30 protein-coding genes and 1 tRNA gene are annotated in these 21437 nt (G+C 35.7%); 15 read left to right on the top strand and 16 right to left on the bottom strand.

All coding sequences use genetic code 11. The features are described 5' to 3' along the window. Nucleotides 1-15 precede the first annotated feature (15 nt). Entirely contained in the window at nucleotides 16-408 is a 393-nt protein-coding gene (locus V6M85_RS13895; RefSeq protein WP_338601369.1) for a hypothetical protein, read from the bottom strand. Between the two features lie 44 nt (nucleotides 409-452). Between V6M85_RS13895 and V6M85_RS13890 the strand changes: the two genes are divergently transcribed. Then, nucleotides 453-1025 (top strand): conjugal transfer protein, encoded by a 573-nt coding sequence (locus V6M85_RS13890; RefSeq protein WP_338601366.1) that lies wholly within the window; start codon nucleotides 453-455, stop codon nucleotides 1023-1025. On the opposite strand, the gene V6M85_RS13885 is transcribed toward V6M85_RS13890, so the two are convergent. After that, nucleotides 1026-1346, bottom strand: coding sequence for a conjugal transfer protein (locus V6M85_RS13885; RefSeq protein WP_338601364.1), 321 nt, complete (start codon nucleotides 1344-1346; stop codon nucleotides 1026-1028). 43 nt (nucleotides 1347-1389) lie between these two features. Between V6M85_RS13885 and V6M85_RS13880 the strand changes: the two genes are divergently transcribed. Continuing rightward, nucleotides 1390-1950 (top strand): hypothetical protein, encoded by a 561-nt coding sequence (locus V6M85_RS13880; RefSeq protein ID WP_338601362.1) that lies wholly within the window; start codon nucleotides 1390-1392, stop codon nucleotides 1948-1950. Here the strand turns inward: V6M85_RS13880 and V6M85_RS13875 are convergent. Then, entirely contained in the window at nucleotides 1937-2101 is a 165-nt protein-coding gene (locus V6M85_RS13875; protein ID WP_338601359.1) for a hypothetical protein, read from the bottom strand. The two genes, V6M85_RS13880 and V6M85_RS13875, sit on opposite strands and share 14 nt — an antisense overlap. A gap of 147 nt (nucleotides 2102-2248) precedes the next feature. On the opposite strand from V6M85_RS13875, the gene V6M85_RS13870 reads away from it, so the two are divergent. Then, nucleotides 2249-2737, top strand: a complete 489-nt coding sequence (locus tag V6M85_RS13870) for a hypothetical protein (RefSeq protein ID WP_338601357.1) — start codon at nucleotides 2249-2251, stop codon at nucleotides 2735-2737. 14 nt (nucleotides 2738-2751) lie between these two features. On the opposite strand, the gene V6M85_RS13865 is transcribed toward V6M85_RS13870, so the two are convergent. Beyond that, entirely contained in the window at nucleotides 2752-4140 is a 1389-nt protein-coding gene (locus tag V6M85_RS13865) for an Ig-like domain repeat protein (RefSeq protein ID WP_338601354.1), read from the bottom strand. 45 nt (nucleotides 4141-4185) lie between these two features. Between V6M85_RS13865 and V6M85_RS13860 the strand changes: the two genes are divergently transcribed. After that, nucleotides 4186-6063 (top strand): VirB4 family type IV secretion system protein, encoded by a 1878-nt coding sequence (locus V6M85_RS13860; protein ID WP_338601351.1) that lies wholly within the window; start codon nucleotides 4186-4188, stop codon nucleotides 6061-6063. Beyond that, a complete protein-coding gene (locus tag V6M85_RS13855; RefSeq protein WP_338601348.1) occupies nucleotides 6064-6333 on the top strand; it encodes a hypothetical protein in 270 nt (89 codons plus the stop codon). On the opposite strand, the gene V6M85_RS13850 is transcribed toward V6M85_RS13855, so the two are convergent. Further along, nucleotides 6314-6970, bottom strand: coding sequence for a hypothetical protein (locus V6M85_RS13850; protein ID WP_338601346.1), 657 nt, complete (start codon nucleotides 6968-6970; stop codon nucleotides 6314-6316). The genes V6M85_RS13855 and V6M85_RS13850 overlap by 20 nt on opposite strands. 132 nt (nucleotides 6971-7102) lie before the next feature. Next, the gene (locus tag V6M85_RS13845; protein WP_338601344.1) at nucleotides 7103-9163 is read right to left on the bottom strand and encodes a hypothetical protein; all 2061 of its coding nucleotides are present in this window, start codon (nucleotides 9161-9163) and stop codon (nucleotides 7103-7105) included. A gap of 49 nt (nucleotides 9164-9212) precedes the next feature. On the opposite strand from V6M85_RS13845, the gene V6M85_RS13840 reads away from it, so the two are divergent. The 3 genes from V6M85_RS13840 to V6M85_RS13830 all read left to right on the top strand — a co-directional run bounded on the left by V6M85_RS13840 (nucleotide 9213) and on the right by V6M85_RS13830 (nucleotide 10232). After that, nucleotides 9213-9404: a hypothetical protein gene (locus tag V6M85_RS13840; protein WP_338601341.1), complete on the top strand. Its 192-nt coding sequence runs from the start codon at nucleotides 9213-9215 to the stop codon at nucleotides 9402-9404. An 8-nt stretch (nucleotides 9405-9412) separates the two neighbouring features. Next, nucleotides 9413-9613, top strand: coding sequence for a hypothetical protein (locus V6M85_RS13835; RefSeq protein ID WP_338601338.1), 201 nt, complete (start codon nucleotides 9413-9415; stop codon nucleotides 9611-9613). Nucleotides 9614-9986: 373 nt separating this feature from the next. Further along, nucleotides 9987-10232, top strand: coding sequence for a winged helix-turn-helix transcriptional regulator (locus V6M85_RS13830; RefSeq protein ID WP_338601335.1), 246 nt, complete (start codon nucleotides 9987-9989; stop codon nucleotides 10230-10232). 123 nt (nucleotides 10233-10355) lie between these two features. Here the strand turns inward: V6M85_RS13830 and V6M85_RS13825 are convergent, their stop codons facing one another. Next, complete coding sequence (locus V6M85_RS13825; protein WP_338601332.1) at nucleotides 10356-10574, bottom strand: putative integrase; 219 nt, start codon at nucleotides 10572-10574, stop codon at nucleotides 10356-10358. 680 nt (nucleotides 10575-11254) lie between these two features. On the opposite strand from V6M85_RS13825, the gene V6M85_RS13820 reads away from it, so the two are divergent. Further along, nucleotides 11255-11962, top strand: coding sequence for a peptidylprolyl isomerase (locus V6M85_RS13820; RefSeq protein ID WP_338601329.1), 708 nt, complete (start codon nucleotides 11255-11257; stop codon nucleotides 11960-11962). A 3-nt stretch (nucleotides 11963-11965) separates the two neighbouring features. Here the strand turns inward: V6M85_RS13820 and V6M85_RS13815 are convergent, their stop codons facing one another. Beyond that, complete coding sequence (locus tag V6M85_RS13815; protein WP_338601327.1) at nucleotides 11966-13021, bottom strand: NAD(P)-dependent glycerol-1-phosphate dehydrogenase; 1056 nt, start codon at nucleotides 13019-13021, stop codon at nucleotides 11966-11968. A gap of 71 nt (nucleotides 13022-13092) precedes the next feature. Here V6M85_RS13815 and V6M85_RS13810 point away from each other — a divergent pair, with 71 nt between their 5' ends. The 3 genes from V6M85_RS13810 to V6M85_RS13800 all read left to right on the top strand — a co-directional run bounded on the left by V6M85_RS13810 (nucleotide 13093) and on the right by V6M85_RS13800 (nucleotide 16519). Beyond that, nucleotides 13093-15015: a beta-CASP ribonuclease aCPSF1 gene (locus V6M85_RS13810; protein ID WP_338601325.1), complete on the top strand. Its 1923-nt coding sequence runs from the start codon at nucleotides 13093-13095 to the stop codon at nucleotides 15013-15015. A 41-nt stretch (nucleotides 15016-15056) separates the two neighbouring features. Further along, nucleotides 15057-15131 (top strand) — tRNA-Val (locus V6M85_RS13805). Between the two features lie 110 nt (nucleotides 15132-15241). Beyond that, nucleotides 15242-16519 (top strand): site-specific integrase, encoded by a 1278-nt coding sequence (locus V6M85_RS13800; protein WP_338601322.1) that lies wholly within the window; start codon nucleotides 15242-15244, stop codon nucleotides 16517-16519. Here the strand turns inward: V6M85_RS13800 and V6M85_RS13795 are convergent. Genes V6M85_RS13795 through V6M85_RS13765 form a run of 7 tightly spaced genes read right to left on the bottom strand, consistent with a single transcriptional unit; the run spans nucleotide 16505 to nucleotide 18228 of the window. After that, nucleotides 16505-16795 (bottom strand): hypothetical protein, encoded by a 291-nt coding sequence (locus V6M85_RS13795; protein WP_338601320.1) that lies wholly within the window; start codon nucleotides 16793-16795, stop codon nucleotides 16505-16507. The two genes, V6M85_RS13800 and V6M85_RS13795, sit on opposite strands and share 15 nt — an antisense overlap. Then, nucleotides 16792-16926, bottom strand: a complete 135-nt coding sequence (locus V6M85_RS13790; RefSeq protein WP_338601318.1) for a hypothetical protein — start codon at nucleotides 16924-16926, stop codon at nucleotides 16792-16794. Before V6M85_RS13790 ends, V6M85_RS13795 begins: the two co-directional genes overlap by 4 nt. Nucleotides 16927-16966: 40 nt before the next feature. After that, a complete protein-coding gene (locus tag V6M85_RS13785; RefSeq protein WP_338601316.1) occupies nucleotides 16967-17122 on the bottom strand; it encodes a hypothetical protein in 156 nt (51 codons plus the stop codon). Nucleotides 17123-17176: 54 nt separating this feature from the next. Then, nucleotides 17177-17344, bottom strand: a complete 168-nt coding sequence (locus V6M85_RS13780; RefSeq protein ID WP_338601314.1) for a ribbon-helix-helix protein, CopG family — start codon at nucleotides 17342-17344, stop codon at nucleotides 17177-17179. Next, nucleotides 17325-17639 carry a hypothetical protein gene (locus V6M85_RS13775; protein WP_338601311.1) on the bottom strand — a complete coding sequence of 105 codons (315 nt, stop codon included), beginning with the start codon at nucleotides 17637-17639 and terminating at the stop codon, nucleotides 17325-17327. Before V6M85_RS13775 ends, V6M85_RS13780 begins: the two co-directional genes overlap by 20 nt. Nucleotides 17640-17644: 5 nt before the next feature. Continuing rightward, entirely contained in the window at nucleotides 17645-17920 is a 276-nt protein-coding gene (locus tag V6M85_RS13770) for a hypothetical protein (protein WP_338601309.1), read from the bottom strand. Then, nucleotides 17917-18228 carry a hypothetical protein gene (locus V6M85_RS13765; protein WP_338601306.1) on the bottom strand — a complete coding sequence of 104 codons (312 nt, stop codon included), beginning with the start codon at nucleotides 18226-18228 and terminating at the stop codon, nucleotides 17917-17919. The genes V6M85_RS13770 and V6M85_RS13765 overlap by 4 nt, the downstream gene beginning before the upstream one ends. A gap of 144 nt (nucleotides 18229-18372) precedes the next feature. Here V6M85_RS13765 and V6M85_RS13760 point away from each other — a divergent pair, with 144 nt between their 5' ends. The 3 genes from V6M85_RS13760 (at nucleotide 18373) to V6M85_RS13750 (ending at nucleotide 19630) form a co-directional block, all read left to right on the top strand. Continuing rightward, nucleotides 18373-18690, top strand: coding sequence for a winged helix-turn-helix domain-containing protein (locus V6M85_RS13760; protein WP_338601304.1), 318 nt, complete (start codon nucleotides 18373-18375; stop codon nucleotides 18688-18690). A 72-nt stretch (nucleotides 18691-18762) separates the two neighbouring features. Continuing rightward, on the top strand, nucleotides 18763-19059 hold the full coding sequence (locus V6M85_RS13755; protein WP_338601301.1) for a hypothetical protein: 297 nt from the start codon (nucleotides 18763-18765) through the stop codon (nucleotides 19057-19059). Nucleotides 19060-19069: 10 nt separating this feature from the next. Next, entirely contained in the window at nucleotides 19070-19630 is a 561-nt protein-coding gene (locus V6M85_RS13750; RefSeq protein ID WP_338601298.1) for a hypothetical protein, read from the top strand. An 801-nt stretch (nucleotides 19631-20431) separates the two neighbouring features. Here the strand turns inward: V6M85_RS13750 and V6M85_RS13745 are convergent. After that, entirely contained in the window at nucleotides 20432-20575 is a 144-nt protein-coding gene (locus V6M85_RS13745; protein WP_338601296.1) for a hypothetical protein, read from the bottom strand. Between the last annotated feature and the right edge of the window lie 862 nt (nucleotides 20576-21437).

The following is a 21437-nucleotide window of genomic DNA, read 5'->3' as shown; positions in this document are numbered from 1 at the left end:
TACTCCCCAGTAAACTTAGTGGGCTAAAAACATCATCACTATCAGAAACAGCCAGCCCGCTATGATTATGTATCCCAAGAATTTCCTAGCTACTTCCACAAGCGATAATAAAATATAGAGAGCTGTCAGCGGGACTAACCATGCTATGATGTTCGCATAAGTGCTAGCCAGAGTTGGATCCTGTTTTAATAATGTCTGTTGTAAGATGTTTTGGATAAAATTGACGAGGTAATTGTATCCATTTGCTATATATTGTAACACTTCTTGGAACAAGTTACTTGGCGGAGGTGGGATTTTTTGAGCTTCTTGAGTTATGTTAAGATTATTAGTAGTTATAGCTGAAGCTGAGATTACTTCCAAGAGCAAGAAGATTAGATAAACCAGAGCTAGAGCTTCCTTTAACCCCATCTACCCCACATTATAAGCTTACTTTTTAAATATACTGAGAATTGATGAATTTCCTCTTAATTCCCTTTACAATAGTACTCTTTCTCTCAATCAATGAAATAAGAAATTTTTTGTTATTCCGCAAATCCACTTTTCTCTATGAGTGTTGTGATATAAAGTTTTACAGGTATAAGGACAAAAAGGATGATGATAATGCTATAGCTGTCACGAGTATTTTCTTTGGAAATGCTATAATTCTGCTCTCAGATCACGTTAACGATTCAGTAATCTATCATGAGTACGGCCATCTAAGACAAAGAGAAGAAGTCTATACAGCACTATTTTTATTAGGTATTCTATTTAGTATAGCCTTTCAGTCCTACCCCTTCTTGCTACCTGTGTTATTACTGTCATTCAGATTCTTTTTTATGCATTTAGAGAGATCTGCTGACCTATATGCGTACAAAGTATACAATACAAGATATGAACCAAAACATCCAGAGAGGCCAAAAAACAGGATTGAACGGCTTAAGGCTTGGTTGTTCGATTCTCATGCACCTGATTGGGTAAGAATAAAAGACGAATACTATAACGAGAGAAAAAATATAATTTACCTTTTTTTGAAAGACATACTCTGATTACTTCCTTTTTCTGTACTCCATTATGCCGCCCATCAACGCTATGAATCCCAATATACCGAGGAAATCGGCAAGATACTGTGCATTATTGCCTAGCAATGCTGTAAAGCTGCCAGCAAAAGTTTGCGATAGTGCACCACCTAGTAGGGCAAGTCCTGCTACAACACCGCCTATTGCAGCCTCAGTATTGCCCTTACGATATTGTAGTACTGGTCTAACTATTGCTTTAACTGTAGCACTTGCTCCGTTTTTGATTGCTTGGATTGTTGTATTTACTACGTTTTTGACTTTTGATACAATTTTTGTTATAAGGCCCTTCATGGCCTTTTCAGTATATTATCTTTTTAAAAACCCCCATATTCTGATGAAAAGCAGAGAACTTGATTTCGGATGGGTTCAAACTATTAATGGATTAGATGAAAAAAGCTTCCCATTGTTCATAAAGCAAGTCAGCATGAAGGAGCTAGCAGTAATCTTTCCGTCAGCACTAGTGGCGATAATGTTCTTTTCAAGGAATATGTTTATCTCGATGGCAGCATTAGTCCCTGCGATGTATGTTATTTTTTATGAGGAGAAGTCTATGAATCCTTTTCAGTACGTTTACTATTTCCTAAGGTATTACTTGTTATCAACAAAGACTCCAGTATCGAAGAATCCTACAATCAAAAGTAAAGTATCACAAAAGAAGCTTATACATTTCAATTTACGAATTATTATGAAGTATAAAGTAGATATAATCACACTCTTGTTAGGGGTAATACTGGATTTTGCTGGAATTCGTTTTCTAAGCGTTTCATTTCAAGGCCTATTAGTTTCATTAATTCTACTCTCGATAGGCACAGCGTTGATACTCTCAGAAATTTTAATAATACAGACACAAAGAATGAAAAAAGAAAAACAGAAGAGCAAGCTTACTCCATCTTAATCTTTTCTAATTTGTACCAGGCTTGTAAAGCTGCTCTTAATGATCTATTTTCAGTATAAATTATTAACTCTAGCTGGACATCATTTCGCTTCTCTGCTATCTCTACGATTCTTTTTATTGTACTCTTGTCCTTTGTCTTTAAGATAATCACAACATAATATTTCATTTTGCATTTTTATCTTTTTCTTTAACGTTATGCTAGCGTCTGGCATCCCTTAATTTTTACGGATGCCAGAACGCTGGCTTAAGGGCAACATAAAAAAGATAAACCAGAAAAAAGAAATAGATAGATAGTGGTATGAGACCCAGTACAAAATCTGCTTTAATTCCTTTTGTCGTTGCAGGATTTCTAACTATCTTAGTCATAATAGCAGCTATCTCGTCAAACATAGCAGCTACGGGATTCCTTGGATTCTTTGCAGCAATCTTCTATGCGATGGGCATTAAGATTCGTCAAAAAGAGCCAAAAGAGAGGGTAGAGTTTCTAGCTGGGAAAGGGCTTTTTTCTTCGTGGTATTGGTTTAACGAAAAAGGAATATGGAAAGACAACAAATTCTTCTTACAATGGTCAGAAATTAATGATATCCTAGTTCTTAGAACGTTCATGAGGCATTATAATAGATTAAGGACTTTCACAGTATTGGACGCAACTAGACCTAATCCAGAAAGCATAGAATTCGGCACAATTAAGATAATTACTAAGGACGGGAAGCAGATAGAAATTAATGAAGTAGTTGATCCACGTACAGTTGTTGATTATATAAAAAAGGTTTATCTTAAGGTATAGATTTGATTTTTTATTTAGCTAACTATTTTTCTATATGCATTAGCTAAATGTTCATGAGGTCTTAACGAAGTAAACGTTAAGAACAGTGTTACTGCAAGATCAACTCCAGCAATTACCGGGCCGGCTATGAATAATATTATTCCAAACCCTAGCTCTTCTAAAAACGCTATTGCAAATCCTGCAATCACACCCGACATTATTAGTCCAACTATCAAATCGATGACGATATTAGCTATCTTTCTTGTCCACTCAAACAGCCACATAGCCGAGGCTAAAGGAATTAAAGATACTGCTGCCATTAAAATCGAATATCTGATTACAGCTAAAGCTATGAAGAGAAAATAAAACATTAGAATGTCTGTATCCAAGTTCGCTAGGGCTCTACCAAACCCAAGTGGTACTACGTTTGTAGCTACCCAACTAGTTATGTATGTCATAAGAGCCGTAAATAGTTCGGAAGAAGCAGCATTTAATTGAGTTGATATTGTCTGTTCGATTATGAAGTTAATCCAGCCGGCAGCATATTCATAAATCGTTAGCCCTGCTCCAGAGAACAATGCATAAACACCCAACTTATAGATAACATCGCTACCGAGGTCTACAATGTCGTAATAATATCCTCTTAACGCATTATACGCAACGCTAGCTGCAAGCATTAGTGCTGCGATACCATAACTGAGCTGTTGAATTTCGTAGAACAAAGTAGTTGCGAAAGAGTCTGGCAATGGCGCATAAACAAGTTCGTTTAAAGGTACAACGAAATCGAGAGCAGGAATCCAGCCTTGACCAAAACCTTGTACTAATGCTTGAATTACGCTCTTTATTGCATTGACAACTGCACTCTCTATCCATCCCAGTATAGACGGCGGGTTTTGGACATTTACGACTAAAACACCGTATCCGTACACACTATTGTTCCCAATACTTGTGTATGTAGCTAATATGACGTATCTGCCTGGTGCTGGTGATGTCCATTGAATGCTCGTTCCCTTACCTGAAGCAACAATAGTTGACGTGCTCATATTAATTATTCTCCATGAAGGAGTATAGCCCCCGCTCTGAATGTTCCACGTGTAGCTTTGACCAGTATATACATTAGTAGGGCCTGTAATGTTGAATTGTATAAATGTTTCTGACCCTGGCGCGAAGAAACCACCTGAATATTTTGCTTGAGTGAGAAATAGCGCAGTAACTAATGCAGCAGCAAACAGTGCTAGTGCGTACCTCTCATCATATCGATTTGCTAAAATTGCTAAGAGTATAAGGAGTAGGGGTAGGGACAATTGCAATGTTGTTATGAAATTTCCACCAGGTGAAGGACTCGGAGTTTGTGCTATAGCTATTAGACCTAGGAGATCTGGAGTTAGTAGTATTAGTAACAATACTGCTAATGCTTTCTTCATTTCATCTCCTAACAAACATAGTTTTTAAAAACCACAGTTACTGGGATGAGCATCTTTAATTCAATTCTAAAAAAGCAAACATCACAACAGCAACAACCACGAAAAATGAAGTACTATAAGTTGTATGGTACGCCATATTTGCTCTTAGATATCAATGAACGTGATAACAAACTCAGAGAGTTAGCAAGTATTTTATCGCAAGCAGAGAGGGGATATATTTACTCGAGGAAGTTTCGTTCAGTATATGAATTCCTTGGAGAGCACTTTGATATTGTACAATCAGAGTACGTACTCGCTACTGAAAAAGACATGAACTTGGAGCCCACTAGTGAACCACAGAGACCCAAGTTAATCAGAGAATATGACAAGTATATAGAGACTGAGCAAGGGTTTGCAAGAGTCCTTGTGGGATATTCCTTTTCTACAAAAATACGTGAAGCAGCATTGTCATTTTACCCTGAAAAAATCACACCTAAGATGTTTGAAGTCTTCTTACAGTTTAACAAAGTCCCTACATCGTCGATTCGAAACTATCTTACATCTTTAGAGGTCAAGAAGGCCAGAATGAGTAGATATGCAAGTGCTAGCACGTCTATCGAAGAGATGTTGACTAGATCAGAAAGACTGAAAAAGGATATTGATGAACTGGCTTCTGATACTTTCAAGTTCAGAGTTTTGATAGTTGTACATACTGACACTAAACAAGAACTAGACACAGCGACAAAGGAAGTCGTGCAAAAAGCTCAAGAAAACGGCATATTGCTCGATATCCCTTGTTGTGCTCAAGGTGATTTATATTACTTGAGGTCAAATATTTCGTATCGTTACTCATCTGGTATCAGCACAGCGAAGTTATACCCACTTGCTGGTACTAGTCTCGTTGAAGGTGATAAGTCTGTCTTCCTTGGTGTTGACGATAAGGGTAATCCAATTGCAATAGATTATTTTGCGTCTGTAAATGGAAGACAAAACCCGCATTGGTGCATCATAGGGACTACTGGCGCTGGGAAAACCACATCAGCATCAGCATTGATATATAGGTCATTGAAGGTCTACGAAGATATCTATATCTTTATCATAGATCCTATGGCTAATTTCAATAGGTTCTTTGAAGATTTGGCTGACTTAAACATTGTATTTAGTGACGATAGAGACCTAGGCTTAGATCCAATACGTCTCGTTGCCGAGAATGTTGTCAGTTCTGGTAATATCGCTGATTTCATAACAGAACAGTACGGGATCCCACACGAGCTTCGCGGTCTACTTGTATCTCTTATTGAACAAAGTAAGACATTAAAAGAGCTGTTGGAGAACGTTGAAGACTTTGCAAATAAAAAATCTGCTACGGAGTATAGGAAGCTGTATAACTATTTGCTCAATATGGTAACGGGGGCAGATAAGAAGATTTACCTAGGTGAGCCGATCGATTTGAAAGGTAAGAAGTTTGTGATCTTAGGTCTAAAAACAGAGGACGCGAGAAAGAAAAGAATAGCCTCAGCCTTACTCATGCTATATGCATATAGTATGATAAACAGGTTACCGAGGGATGTAAAGAAAGTCTTGTTGATAGACGAAGCTCACTTCTTGTTTGAAAGCGAGCCAATATCAGAAATAATTGCGCTCATCTATAGGACAGCCAGGGCTTTAAGGACGTCAATGATTACAATGACTCAGCTGATACAACATTATAAGCTAAACAAGTATAGTGACGAAGCGTTCAAGCTTGCGAACAATAAATTATTATTAAAACAGGAAAGGGAATCAGCGGAGGACTTGAAAGCGTTAGCTAAAGCAAGTGATGAGGAAATAGACTTGATCTTGAAGGCTAGTAGAGGTAAGGGGATTTTGCTTTCGGGCAACATAAGGGCACCCATACAAATTCTCTTGACTGAAGAGGAGAAAATGAAATGGAGGACTGAGTAAATGACAAGTACCATTAATCTGTTAAAGAAAATCGCAGAAGAAAGAGGCATAAAATATGAAGTACTTCCCTCTGGAGTTATTATCTTAATAAACAAGGATAACAAGGCATATTTACAAGCATCAGCTGTTGGAGACGCTTATTACATCAGATATCTATTGAGAGACTCTGCATTTGTCGTACGAAAACTAAATAGAAAAATAGCAGAAGATATAGTGGAAGAGAAGCTAAAAGAAGACGGGGAGATAGTTATTAAAATCTCAGTAGGGTAAGAATTAAGACGGTTCTGGATATTTCCTCTCTTTTTCTTTCTTCCTCTTCCTCTTTCAATAAACTTTCTAGCTTCTTTTTACTTTTTAAATATCTATTAAGGATTTGTATCCTTCTCTTTGCCCCTAACCCTGAAACTATATTTTTCTTTTTCAAGTACTCGTAAACCTTCAAAGCAAGTTCTCGGTCTGGCAAGGAATTTATATAGTCAAGTACTGGATCATAGCCTCTCAGTATGGCTCTAATATACCTTTTCTTATTTCTTATTGCATAAGACCCAAGACCAAGAGACTCTCTTAGTGTAGTTGTCCTCTCTCCGTTCTTTTCTTTGATATATTCGTAGGCAGCTACAAGCGTTTCAACATCAATCCGTTTAATTCTGTCTATAATGTTAAAGAAAAGTTCTTTTTCCTTTTCGTTTAGGTGAGAGAGAATTTCTTGTTTTAGCTTTTCTATGCTGATACATTTACTTCTTTTCTCTCTATCAAAATTCTCCTTAGTAGGGGGAAGCTCTGAATACGTATTATTGTAGTATGAGTCAGTATAAGCAATCCTGTCTTCTAGTACTTCTCCAGTCTCTGCACATATACGTTCTGCTCTTTCTTCGTCAAAGATTACTTTATCAGGTGGGCAACTCATCCTGAAGAATGTATTATTTAAAAATCTTCAGGGTTTTGCAAATAAAACTGGTATTATGTTTTACTCCCCAGTAAACTGAGATAAAATTCAATTTATCGTATTTGACTGGGGAGTAAACAAGGAAAAAAAGACTTAACTTATCCAAGCAGTCCCGTTCCAAATTGCAGTAATTTCCGCGATCGAGGGATTGGAATAAGAGAAGATAGCATATATTATTTCTGGAATGAAATCAGCGTTATAGAAGTATATTTCTTCGCCAACATAAGGAATTGATGTATTCTGAAATGTATAGAATGAAATGTTGCCGAAGCTGTAAGGATTGCCAAATGGGATCCTATCCCATTGTTCATAATATGCATTATAGATGTCTACAAGATATACTTCATTATTTCCAGATATGTTAAAGTAGATTGATGAATTATAAATTTCTGGTATTCTAGATATATTATAAAATTGTAAAAGCCCTGATATATATCTCAAATTCGGATACGTAGATAAATTAAGAATTTTCGCATTTACTAGGGCCCAACTTATATTACCCATGCTTTCTAGTTCCAACAAATTATTCCAGGCTTCTATAGATGTATTAAAAGCATACATTACATACTGTGATGCTAAAACGAAATACTCAAATTTCATGTATTGCATATCGCTCTGGTTTATTGTGTCTTTAATATAATTCATCAAAGTAGTGGCTAGGCTAGCGTTTTGCTCTAAATAGAAGTAATCAATTGCCGCATACTTATTGTATATCATTTTCTCGTCAATCCAAGTTGGGGGTGATTTTACGATATTTGACTCTATACTGAAATCTAAATAATAATAGTATGAAGAACCACTAGTCTGAACGACATCATTTGGTATTATATTTAGTATTCCTGCATCCCATTGTCTGTTTATATATAATGTAGTTATGTTTATTGTATCATTTGTCTTTATTTTTATGCTGTATATTTCTGGAGCTGATGACCAGACGAGGTAAGAGATGTTCACGTTAATCTTTCTAGCACCGAAGTTGATTGCATGCGTTGAGTTTTCATATATGTGAGTTGTCGGGTTTGTTCCATTAAATACTGTAATCTGCAGTGGAAGGGTAACATTATATTCATAGAATATATATGTATTTGAAATATTTGTAATTGAAGATAAAATGGGATAATATTTATACGTTATATTATATGCGTTTCCAGCTATTGTTTGGTTAGATTCATTACAAGATCTATATATTTTTTGTATAGTCTCAGTTTCATTTTCTATGAACGTAAGTCCTGCTGTAGCTTGAACATTTATTGAATTCCCTGGCACGGCAGCGGTGGTACTTTCTGTTACTGGCCCGATTGTTCCTCCAGTGTATGGTATTGTTTGTGTGTTTGAAACTACTGCATATAGTGAAGTTGATCCGTTTTCATTCACATAGTAGTAGAAGGCGTAATAAACGTTTGCATCGTAATAAAGGTAATTGTATCTGTGATCGCCTGGGCATGAAAGAGATCCGTGTGAGTTACTGCTTGCTAAAAAGTAGTTTATCGAATACGTAATAATGACATATGCTGTCAATGTGTAAGTATTTACAATTTCTGAACTGAGAGGCCCCCATGTTATATTATCGTTTGGCGGATATGACCAGCCTTTCTGAAAGCTTGCCGGTGGTTTGAAATTCTTCGCATAAATAATTATGATTTCAAATTTAGAGTAGTTTTCAGTATCATTGGCGTTCAAGGGTAACGGGGTGATTATGACTGATGATTGATTTGTAATATTCATAAAAGCAGAGGACGCTATGCTGAGTAGCCCTCCGTAAGCGTAAGGAGTTATCATCGAAGCATTTCTTGATAAATAATTGATTAGTAGTGATAGTAACGATACATTACGTACAGAGAGATTGAAGAAAATAGGGATCTTGTAATTCTGAACGTCTAAAGTATAATTCGGTGGTTGTACGTCTGCAAATGATGCATAAACATACTTCAAATCGTTGATGTTAGGACTGAGATATATTGATTTGTTGTAAATATAAGAATAATACGTGCTAGGCAAATTTTCCGTTTCGATTGTATTTGTATTTATAGAAATGTTGTAGTTTTGCTGAATGTTCTGTATATTTCTGAAACTGTTAAAGATAGCTATGATTATTATTAGTGCTATGAACAAGACGCTGAATCTTCTTATATCCATTCCGAAGATGTTTGCCATCACTCCTCTGAAAATGGGGGTTTTTAAAAACCCCTATTTATGAGGAAAAATGCTAAGTCCCTTGTTAGCAATAAAAATTCTGTTATTAGTTCCTACGATAATATTCTTTTTCTTTTCTGTAATATATTACATACTATATTCGATAAAAGCACCAGGATTTGAAAGTATAGCGATCAGAATTATTTCATTTATTCTTCTAGGGGGTGCAGCGATATTACTGTCATTGTATTTGGCGATCTAGAGAAGAGAATGAAATGTTATACATCTAGAGAAATATTTAGTGATGTTAGCAAATTGGTAATATTATTAATACAGAGAGGAGTTAGGGAGATTGTAGTAATCTCGAATAAAGAAGACATAGGAAAAATAGCGAGCCTTGAAATAGAAGATAAAGTTGATATTATCTTGATAGAAGCTGAAAGGGACTTTAAATTATGCTATAAGTTTTAGTATTTACCCCTAGTAAAGCACATGTTAACAATTTGTTAACAATTGTTAGCATGCTGTTAACTTTTGTTAATTAATGTTAACACAATATATAAGCTGAAATTAACCCAGATAGATCCCAAGTTTTGCAAAATGGCTAGAGAGCTGATTTTTGTCGACATAGAATTTACTCCCCAGTAAACTGTAACAAATCCGTAAACTAAATTAAACCTGGTCGGATCCCCAATTTTTTGCTTGTAAAGCCTTGGTAATGCGAGAATGAAAACAAAATTAATGAGTTATTTAACCTACTCCCCCTGTAGTCACTAGCCCAACTTCTGAGACGTTGTAAGTATATTAATAACTTATTAAACCTGCTTAACGTTAAATTATCATAATGACACGCAAAGGAAATTTGACGGGTAAAGAGAAAATAATTGCTGTACTTACGCAAAAAGGTGTATGCACATTTGAAGAGTTGTTAAAACATACAGGGCTAAAAGAAAGCGTTCTTAACGTCTATCTGTCACAGCTTGCTAAGGAAGGGGTAATTAGCAGAGGCTGGCTTCATTATGATGGAAAAAGATTCAGAAAGTACTCTCTGAAATCAAAATACAAAGAAGAGCTAAAACTAGATGATTAGGGTTTACTCCCCAGTAAACCTAGAACAATCAAGGGATTTTGATATAGCTTTATTCTGCTTTTATTTTAGACTAATATTGAAGATTGGCTTAAACATGGAACATTATACGCAAAATTTCCCGTTTTATTTGAAACATTTTCTAGTCTCTCGAGCCCGTGACCCGGGTTCAAATCCCGGCCGCGGCACTGTGGGGGTGGGGGAATCTCCTACTCCCTCCACTTTCAATTTTTCATAATATTTAACTACCTTATCTAAAGAACCTACGTAAGTCTCTCTTATCTCACTATTCACATTCTCTAGCTTGTAAACATAATACTTGCCTTTTCTTTCACGTATAATCACGTCACCATATTTATATCTCGTTTTTTCTTTCGTCGTTTACGCCCTAAATTTGCGATTGCCAATTTTACTTTATAAGACTTTGGCAACCCCTAAAAATTGCCTTTAAAATATGTTAGATTGAAAGAAGCCGACAAAAATTCCTTATTAGATTAAAAAATACTAAGCAAATTCTTGAATTTACGGGATGTCCAGCAGTATTTCCATAGGACTAACATATACTCATTCTCGTCCTTAGCGAAATTCCGTGTATCTTTCGCCTCACCCAGCTTTAATTAGAGTAGCTGAAACTGCTCTCGTATTACAATTTTCCTCTAACACTTAAACTTGCTACGTATCTAACTCCTAATAGTGCTATAAGACTTCCGCTTATTCCAAATTCTTTCATTGCTCTTTTATAACTTAGTCTAGTTGACGTTAATGGCTGATAAAACCTATAGGAAAAAAAGGAAATCTCTAAGAGTCCAAAATATCGAATATTGTGCTTTTAAATGTGAGGTCTCTTATAAAATGAATAAAGGGAGAGGTTACTAAAATATGGAACAGAAGAAGGAGTAATGTATAAAAATAGGAATATTAAAGGTATTAAAAACTCACTTATTTAACTGCACTCGCTAAGAGGAGTAGTCTCTTTTTCAGTAGTTTTAAAAACTAATTCCTAAACTATTTTTAGGGCTAAGATAATGTTTAAAAATAACGATTTTATTTACATCGAATATACGGCAAGGGTTAAAGATACTGGTGAGATAGTTGATACTACTAATGAGGAAGAAGCTAAGAAGGCTAACATATACGATGAGACAAGATCTTATGGTCCTAGGCTTGTAATTCTAGGTGAAAATAGACTAATAAAAGGACTAGAAGAGGCATTGTATAATTTTAATTTAAATGAAGAAAAGACTATTGAAATTCCACCAGAGAAAGCATATGGTGAAAGAGATAACAACAAGATAAGAATTGTTCCTTTAGGTGAGTTAAGAAGACAAGGAATAACGGCAACTCCGAATAAGGTTTTGCGATTAGCTGATGGGAATCTAGCGGTTATAAGGAGTGTGAGTGGAGGTAGAGTAGTTTTAGATTTAAATCATCCATTAGCAGGCAGAACTTTAGTATATACTGTTAAGGTCGTCAAAGTTCTTGAAAATGCTAGAGATAAGATTTTTGCATTAATTGAGCGTAGATTTTCCTCAAAGTATTCCAATAGTTTTAATGTAGAACTTGATGATAGTAAGAAGAATGTAAGGATAACTGTACCAAAGGAGCTTTACTTATTAGAAGACTTACAGATTGGTATATATTCATTAGCCTATGAAATAATTAATTATGTTTTACCAGAATATACTGTAGAGTTCGTTCAACAATATTCTAAAACTACTTTTTCATCATCGTAAAATTTAATCTATAATTTTTGTCACTTTAGCTATTTTTTCAGCAGAGTTCCAAGTCAAACCTCTATCTCCTAAAATAGTATATCTTTCTGGTCTAATTGTATGGGCTATGGTTAAAGCCTTGATTATTATTTCATCTGACAGACCCAAATCTTTAGCTCTAACTGGAAATCCTATTTTTTTGAGTCTCCTTCTTATTTTCCTCCAGTTGACTCCATGCAAATAAGCCATCATGATTGTTCCTAATCCAACTAATTCGCCATGCAGGATCCCTTCAGGATGTAGTAATTCAACTGCATGTGCAAAAAGATGTTCTGATCCACTAGCCGGTCTTGTACTTCCAGCCATTCCCATGGCGACGCCACTGCTAATTAAGGCTTCTATCAACATTCTTGTACCATACTTTAAGTCCTTATTAATTATCTTAGTACATTGGAATGCGTGTTTTGCTGACATTAACGCTAAAGACGCGGTATAGTCACCATAATACTCACCTCTTAACTTCGATGCTAATCTCCAGTCCCTTACTGCTATTATCTTTCCTATCGTATCTCCTATACCTGCATTAATAAGTCTTCGTGGTGCAGAACTTAAAATTTCTATATCCGCTACTATTGCTAAGGGTTCTTTAGCTTTTACCGAAACTGGCTTAGATAATCCCTTTATCGATGCAAAAGGCGACGTTATTCCGTCATGTGAAGGCGCTGTTGGTATACTGATAAATTCTAAATTATTTCTAAACGATGCATACTTGGTTACATCTATAACCTTACCGCCTCCTATACCCAATAGTATGTTAGGGTTAGTTTTCTTTATGGCTTCTTCTACTTTATATACCTCTTCTAAGGTTGCGTTATTTATCTCAACTACTTCATATTTAACATCCTTTGGTATATTTTCTAAAATTTTATTTGTTATCATTTTAGTATACTTACCGCCTGTAACGATCAAATATGGTGACCTTACACCCAACTGAGAGAAGTAAAGTGGTATATTTTCTAAAATATTGTTACCTACAAAAACTCGTCTAGGTAAGCTAATTATATGCTCTTTTACGTTCACATATATAGAGAGAAACTTTAAATATTAAAAATTAGCATACATAGGTTTAGCTATAGCTATTTCTTAAGTTGGTGAATAGATTGGCATCTCTAAATAGGATGAGTATAGTATCGTTAATTTACAGTGAACTGAAAGATTTGGGAATAAGTAGAATTGAATACGAGGGTCCAACAATAGCAGTATATGTAAAAAAGCCAACAATGGCAATGGAAAAAAGTGAGGTTGTAAAGAAATTAGCAAAAGATATTAAAAAGAGGATAGTAATAAAAGCTGACCCTTCAATAAGGAAAGATAAGAAAGAAACCATAGAGATAATAAAGAATATTGTACCACAAGAAGCTCAAATTGTCGATATAAAGTTTGATGATGACCTTGGTGAGGTGTTAATTAAGGCAAAGAAACCTGGTCTAGTAATAGGCAAGGGCGGATCATTGCAACAGAGAATATTTGCTGAAACGTTCTGGAAGGCCGAAATAGTTAGAGAACCCCCAATAAAATCAAGAACGTATGATAGTGTATTAGAGCATATTTATAATGAGACTGAGTACAGAGCAAAGATATTGAAAGTTTTTGGTGAAAGAATACACAGAGAGACAGTATTCCAAGATAAATACGTAAGGATAACAGCACTTGGCGGATTTCAGGAAGTTGGAAGATCTGCAGTGTTGGTCGAAACTCCAGAAAGTAAAGTATTGCTAGATGTAGGTTTAAATCCCAGTGCTAACTTGTTCGGAGAGAGACTGTTTCCGAAACTTGATATAGATCAATTAAAGTTAGAAGAACTAGACGCGGTTGTCATAACCCATGCTCATTTAGATCACTGCGGAATGGTTCCATTTCTTTTTAAGTACGGTTATGAAGGACCAGTGTATACGACAGCCCCTACAAGGGATATAATGGCTTTAATGCAACTAGATTCACTAGATGTAGCGGAAAAAGAGGGAAAGCCTTTACCATATTCTGCTAAAGAAGTTAGAAAAGAACTTCTTCACACTATCACCCTTGATTATGGTGAAGTAACTGATATATCACCAGATATACGGTTGACATTTTACAATGCTGGCCACATACTCGGCTCAGCCATGGCTCATCTACATATCGGTGATGGTAAGCACAATATAGTGTATACTGGAGACTTCAAATATGCTAAGACTAGATTACTGGATAAAGCTAATGTGGAATTTCCAAGAGTAGATACTTTAATAATGGAGACCACTTATGGAGCTCAAGAACAGAAAAGTAGGGATGAGTCAGAATTAGAATTGTTAGAAATCATAAATAAGACACTTAATAGAGGTGGAAAAGTGCTAATTCCAGTGCTGGCAGTTGGAAGAGGGCAGGAAGTGATGTTAATAATAAACGACATGATGAAAAAGAAACTTATACCAGAAGTTCCAATATACGTAACTGGTCTCGTTGACGAAGTAACAGCTATTCATAACGCATATCCAGAATGGTTAGGAAGAGAGGTAAGAGAGGAGATATTATACAAGGATGAAAATCCTTTTACGTCAGAATTCTTTAAGAGAATCGAAGGGTATAAAGAGGATATAGCTAAAGGCGAGCCTTCAATAATTTTAGCTACGTCTGGAATGTTGAATGGTGGACCGGCAGTAGAGTTCTTCAAAACAATGGCACCAGATCCTAAGAATGCAATAATATTTGTGAGCTATCAAGCAGAAGGGACATTAGGTAGAAAAGTCAGAGATGGAGCAAAAGAAGTACAGATATTAGATAGAGATGGAAGAGTGGAGTCAATTCAAATTAATATGGAAGTTAAAGCTGTAGAGGGATTTTCTGGTCATTCGGATAGAAGACAACTGCTTAATTTCTTGAAAAATATAGAACCTAAACCTAAAAATGTAATATTAAATCATGGAGAAGTCAATGCAATAAGATCTTTTGCAAGCCTCATAGCAAGAGAGGAGGGCAGGTTAGGATATAAACCTAACGTGTATACGCCCAATATACTTGATAGCCTCAGAGTTGCCTAAGAAAATTTTTAAAGATAACAATATACAGTATTAGTAGAAGGGGGCCCGTCGTCTAGCCTGGTTAGGACGTCGCCCTTACGAGGCGAAGGTCCTGGGTTCAAATCCCAGCGGGCCCATAATTTTACGATACTTTTATTCAACTCCGCCGGTTTTATTACCATTGCATAACGCATGAGGAAAAAATACATAACGCACGTTTTGAGTATACTCACAAGGAGGGTTTGAAATGATAGATATCAAGAACATAGATGACAATATGAGGAGATTGTTACTAAAGAAGGCTTATGAAAAGCTAGGTTCTTCTATATACGAGAAGCTACAGAAAAGTAGAAGGACAATTTATGTATATATTAGGGGGTATGATGAAAGGGGGAGAGAGATCAGAATCCCTGATGAGGTTGTAGAGAAAGTGGTGAACCTACTCCCATTAGACGAAGTATATGAAGTACTAGAGGGCTTTTCACCGCGTCGGTATACTGTAAATGATATTATAGGTATATTAAGCAGAGTAAAACAGGATCCAGAGTTCAGAGAAGTCTTCTTTATGCTCCTTTCTAAAACCCTGGGGGATTATCTTAACACAACTACTAGCAAGTATATAGTAACTTCTGATGATATTGAGTTGTTTAAGAAGAAGTTGAGAGAGAAAAGTAAGAAGACAGCTTCAGACAGACTCGCTTACTTAACTAGGGCATTAGCAGACTTAAACTACCAGCTTTCTGCAGAGGACTTAAATGAATACCTACTAGAGGTAGAAGAAGAGTCTAAGGGTAAAGCAGAACATATTGCGAAAGCACTAAAATTATTCATTAAAGAAGTTGTAAGACTAAGAAGCCCCCAGTTAGCTAGAGAGCTCTATGACTCTTTTAAAACACCTAGGAGTAAGACTCAGTATAAACCACCGCCACTAGATCTGGATATATTAATGAAAATCTATGAAAACATAAGCGATTTAGCAGCAAAGTCATATTTTAGGTTATTAGTGGAAACTGGGCTACGAACTGGTGAATTGTTCGTACTAACAGTAGAGCATATCGATTTAGAGAAGAGAGTGATAAACATAATGAAAGAAAATCAAACAAAGAGAGCATATATTTCATTTCTACATGTCGAGACGGCAAATTGGTTAAAAGAGAAATATCTACCCTACAGAAATCAGTTCGTCGAGAAGTACTTTGACTCAGTGAAAAACTTGGCATTAATACAAGAAATAGACTTATTGAAGTGGAAAAACAAACTATTCCCCTTTAGGGAAGACAGAATAAGAGAGGAGATAAAGGAAGCTATGGATAAAGTTGGTATAAGGTTCAGGTTATATGATGTGAGGTCTTTCTTTGCCTCCTACCTAGCAAAAAGGGGGGTTAGTCCCCTCATCGTTAATCTTTTGCAGGGAAGAGCTCCCCCGGTACAATTCCGCATATTGCAAGAACATTACTTTGTAATCTCACTAGAGGAATTACAAAGAATATACGATGAAAAAGCCCCAAAGTTAGAAAAACTCTAGAACGAGATCTACTTTCGTCTTTTCATCATATAACTTCTTCCATCTATCATTCAAAGGTTTTGGCAAAAATATAGCGTAGTTCTTATTCGTTATTTTTGTCACTTTTTTGGTACCTAACGGGAAAATCTCATTATTAATGACCAGATATGCATTACACACTGATATAATGTAATTGTTGTAAGCCCTTGGTATAATAACCATAAAATAGTCCTTAAACCCGCTGACTCTGAGACCTGGAATGACCAACTGTTTAATTGTAAGCCTAAGCTCCATCATCTCACCAGCTTCTTGAGTTTTTTCTCTGCTACTGCGTAATTTGCACCTTCCATAAGAGCTTCATCAAATTCCTTCCTTAGTATTATATATTGCTGAAGTAGATCTAAATATTTAGTTTCTAGCAAAGTCACTCTTTGCTGCAGCTCTCTCAGTTGTTTCATAATCTTTTTGTTATTCCTTCTGGTCGTGATTGCTCACCTTTTTGCATTTTTCCGCTACGAGGAAGAATACAATATCACCTTCGTATGATGGGATCCCTAATTCTTTCAAAATCTTGTTAATGCAGTCATAATCGTATTCTTCTTCTCTGCTATTTTTGTTCTTCATCGTTTACTCCCCAGTAATGCATTAATTAGTTCATAAATCGTACGTTTAATTCTCTCACCTTACACTGAATGTTTCTACTTTGATCTGTTGAACGCGTTTTTCTCTCAGTAGCATCTCTATAGCGTACCGTATCGCTTCACTTCTGCTTATTCTATTGTTAAGTGCATAAAGATCTAATTGTTGTAGTAAGTCCTCTTCAACTTTAAATGTTACTACTCTCATCTTCATTTCCTCCATCTAAATCTTCCTCGAAGATGAGATCGTTTGACGTAATTTCTAATTTAACTTTCTTTTGGAATATTACAAGTCTGAAACTTAACGGTATCTTTGAGTATGTAGCAGTAACCATTGCATATCCTTGTTGTATTAGTATGCTTTGTATAAGGATTTCCTCTTCAGGAATAATTTCGAAATTGAAATATTTTGATATCATCTTAGCTGCTAAATACTTAGCTTTCATCCATAATTCTTGAATATCAGTAAATTGCAATTCATATTCTTGTAGTTTGATTGCCATTTTCCTCACCCCATCCAGTTGTCTAAAGTTTTGCTTTGCTGAAGCACCTGCTTCTTCTCCTTCTTCCTTTCTTCCTTCCCTAAGATCTCTAGGATCTCATCTTTGTAGATCTCCACTAACTCCTCAAGATCTGTTCTGTCTAATTCTATATCTTTGATGTCTATCTCAAACTCTCCGTCTCTAGTGCATTCAGAAACTATGTATTCGCCAGCATCTTTGTCGCACCAACAATTACTATAGGCGTATCTGCTTAACGTTTCGTAGTCAATTAAGACTTTCATTTCATCTCAGCCTCCATCTTTGCTAGGATCCTCTCTGCCTCTTTCATCTTCTCTCTGATTTTGTTTGCTAGCCACTTCCTCGCTCTATCGTTGCTTTCTACGATTTGCAATATTTTTGTATTGCTTAGATGAATCCTCCCACTCAAGATCTTGTATAAGCCAGACTTCGACAACATTGTTTCCAAGTCTTCTACAAACTCTTCAGCGAATTCTTCCCTATCAGACTGATCCAACATATTAATTAAAAAAATCAAATCTTCTTCGCTTACGGGGGAATTATCCCCCATTTGAACCACTTGAAGTGCCATTTTTGAATCACTCTACACTTTTCAATAAGTAAAAAGAGTATATAAAATTTACTCTTATCAAAATGTGTAATGTGTAAAGTACAGTAGGGGAGAGAGTGGGGCGAAAATATAAATTTTTATGATGTTACACTAACTATTATACGTATGGTGGAAAAAGTAGAGAGTGGGGATTATATGAGTGAGAGTGATATAGAAGAGTTTTTGAGTACCCCTATGAAACTCTTACTTATCATAGCGGAAAATGATAATATTGTACAATCACAGTTAGTTCTTGTATCAAAGATGAGCAGTAGTACTGTACAAAAATGGGTAACATGGCTAGAAAGTAAAGGTTTGATTGAGGTTATTGAAACAAAAACTATTGTGGGAAGCAAAAAGAAGATAATTAGACTAACGGAAAAAGGTAAGAAAGTCGTTGATGAGATAAGAAATTTGTCTAATATGGTATTACTCACTTCTTAAATTTACTATACATTAACTGAAAAGTGAAAAGATTTTTATAACTCAATACTCTATTTAATTATTGAAAAGAGTATGGCAGTTAACATCGAGGAACTCACTGCGATCCTAAACCCAGGCGGGCAGATATTAATTACTTTGTATATTAACGGGAAAATGCATGAATCGGAGCTAGTTAAGAAAACAGGAATGTCTTCAAGTACGGTAATGCGTTGGAGGGAAATACTAGCCGTAAAGGGCTATATAACTATAGAGAGAAAAAAGGACGGGAGAAGTATTAAAACATTCTTGGAACTAACAGAAAAAGGAAAAATTGTTGCAAGCAACTTACTACAATTGAGCGTGCGTGTAAATGAAATAATTCGTTCTTGAGTGATCTCTAATGCCCTTAGCTAGTACTTTTTCTTCATCTTTCTCTTTTAGATCATTACGTATTGCTGAGCTATTTGAAGCATTATTACAAGGGCCTGCGTATGCAAAAGATCTTGCCGAGCTTATTGATGTGCCAAGTAGGGAGATCTACCCTAGGCTTAAACGGTATTTGAACTCTTTTATAACGGTAACAAAGCAAGGGAGGATTAACATCTATATGTTAAGGAGTGATGTGAGGAAAATTATAGATAAGGCTGTTAAGAACTATTCTGATGTTAACAGAGTCATAAGAAAGGCAGAAAAGTTAATGGAAAGGTTTTTCGGAAGGGAATTAGACGATGTAGAGAAAAATATAATCAGATACTTGGTAGACTATGTGCGTAAAATGAAGAAGCAATATTTAGAAGGGGGCCCAGATGGGAATATAGCAGAGATCTTAAGCAAAGTTTTGGGCTATTCCTATGAAGAGATAAGTGAATCCCTCGTAAAGTTAGCTAAGGCAGGAATTCTTTATATGTATCCTTCTGTAACTGTTGCTAGGAAAGTACGATTAAGCAAGGCAATTTTATGATCTATTTCTATCGACCATTTTTCTCTTTCTTGTATTAAATATTCTAAGCATGTTATATTTTTGCGTTTTTTCAGTTTACTGGGGAGTAAACCGAGAGAAACAAAATGAAATAAAAGGCACATTTCTTTGACTAAAATGCTAAAAATTTCTGCTTCTCATACTTTTTCAGTTTGGTCCCCAGTAAACCAAGTAAAAATTCAACAACTGGTATAACTACTACTCACCTAAAAAGCTCGGAAGCTCAATCAATTTTTATACGATTTTTTACGTAGGCTAATTTTTAGCTAATTATAAGCTAATACAATTTTTTACATTTTTTACAAATTTTTTATAAAGAGAACGAGAAGAGAGGGAAAGGAAAAGGAGGATCCTATGCAGCTGAAACAGCTGCAATTCACTCTACTTTTTGCTATTACTCAGCTTAGTAGTAGTACATAATAGTTACTGAATTTTTCTTATTTGACTGGGAAGTAAACTGAAAACTTAGAAAAAACACAAAGAAGTTAAAACCCTGGATCCAGGTTGCTGTGTTATTCATTACTTACCTATTATATAATAGGTATATAGCATGGTTTACTGGGGAGTAAACCAACCTAAATTATTACCATTTTCATTAGCGTTAGCCTTTTTATCCGATTTTTTGGAGAATTTATTAGTCACTTCTGTCGCCCCCCACATTTTTATTTTTCATTAACCGTTATGCCTCTTTTTTTGAGAAAGCTAAGCATGAAAATGAGTTAAGCTTATTACACAAAGATGAGATATAAGAAATAACGGGGGGCTCAGCGCGTAACAAGTTCATCATGGCTCAGCTTGTCGTCTTTTCTTCATTATCTGCTTACCTCTTTCATCATCGCCTATATCGTTGTTTATTCTAGAAAAATTTTTTAAATCTTCTTTTACTGGAGAGTAAGAACTTATTTTCAGAAGCGATATGAGTCGCAAATACTTTTCCTTTTCATCGCGCCCCCAAGTTCGGCTGAAGCAATTAGTGATGCTGGCTTTATGGAGCAAAGCAGTATCTTAGGCTAGCATTATAAAGCAGAAGCTGCAAAAGAGGCATTAGGCAATGCTAGGCTTATGCATACTTAGGCAAAGCTAGCATGCTGGCTCGATGCTTTAGGCTTTTGGCAGTGGCATGCTTAGGCTTATGCTGGAATTGGGGTTAAGGGCGGTAGCCCTTATAGTGTTAAAGAGATAAGCAGCTTAAGAGCTTAAAGTCTATTAAGCTGATTTTAGTAGTTAGTAGCTTCTGACTGAAGCATAGTTATTAGCAGTCAGATATTAGTTTAGATTTGTGGATCTGTTTTGATGTTTAGTTAGTAAGCATAGTTTTGCAAAGCATAGCTAGTAGTAATAGAGTATAGCAGCATAGTGTGTTAGTAAAAAGCATCTTAGTTAGTTGCAAAGCATAGTAGTAGATTAAAGCATAGCAAGTAGCATAGTAATAGTAAAGTATAGTAAGATTTGCAGAGCAAAAGTTAGAGTAGAGAGTTAGGCAGAGTAGAAAAGAAGTAGAGTAAAGCAAATAATGAGTAGTTAAAGTTAGTTAGAAAAAAGAAGTAGAGAAGCAAAAGCAAAGTAGGAAAAAGAGTTAGAGTAAAAGAGTAGAATCAGAAAGTAGAGTTATAATTGCTGGTTTGCGGAGCTGAAGGCGGAGCAAAAGATGTATGTTGAATTTGTGCTAAATGCGAAGCAAGAAATTGATGAGTGTGTATGTATAGATGAAGCCCGTGCCACAATCAAACTATCGTTAAACAATAACAAACTATCCTAAAACTATTCTTAAACAATAACAATATATCGT

Origin of the sequence: Sulfolobus tengchongensis (assembly GCF_036967215.1) — an archaeon.
GTDB lineage: Archaea > Thermoproteota > Thermoprotei_A > Sulfolobales > Sulfolobaceae > Saccharolobus > Saccharolobus tengchongensis_A.
This window is presented reverse-complemented; position numbering and strand designations above follow the sequence as displayed.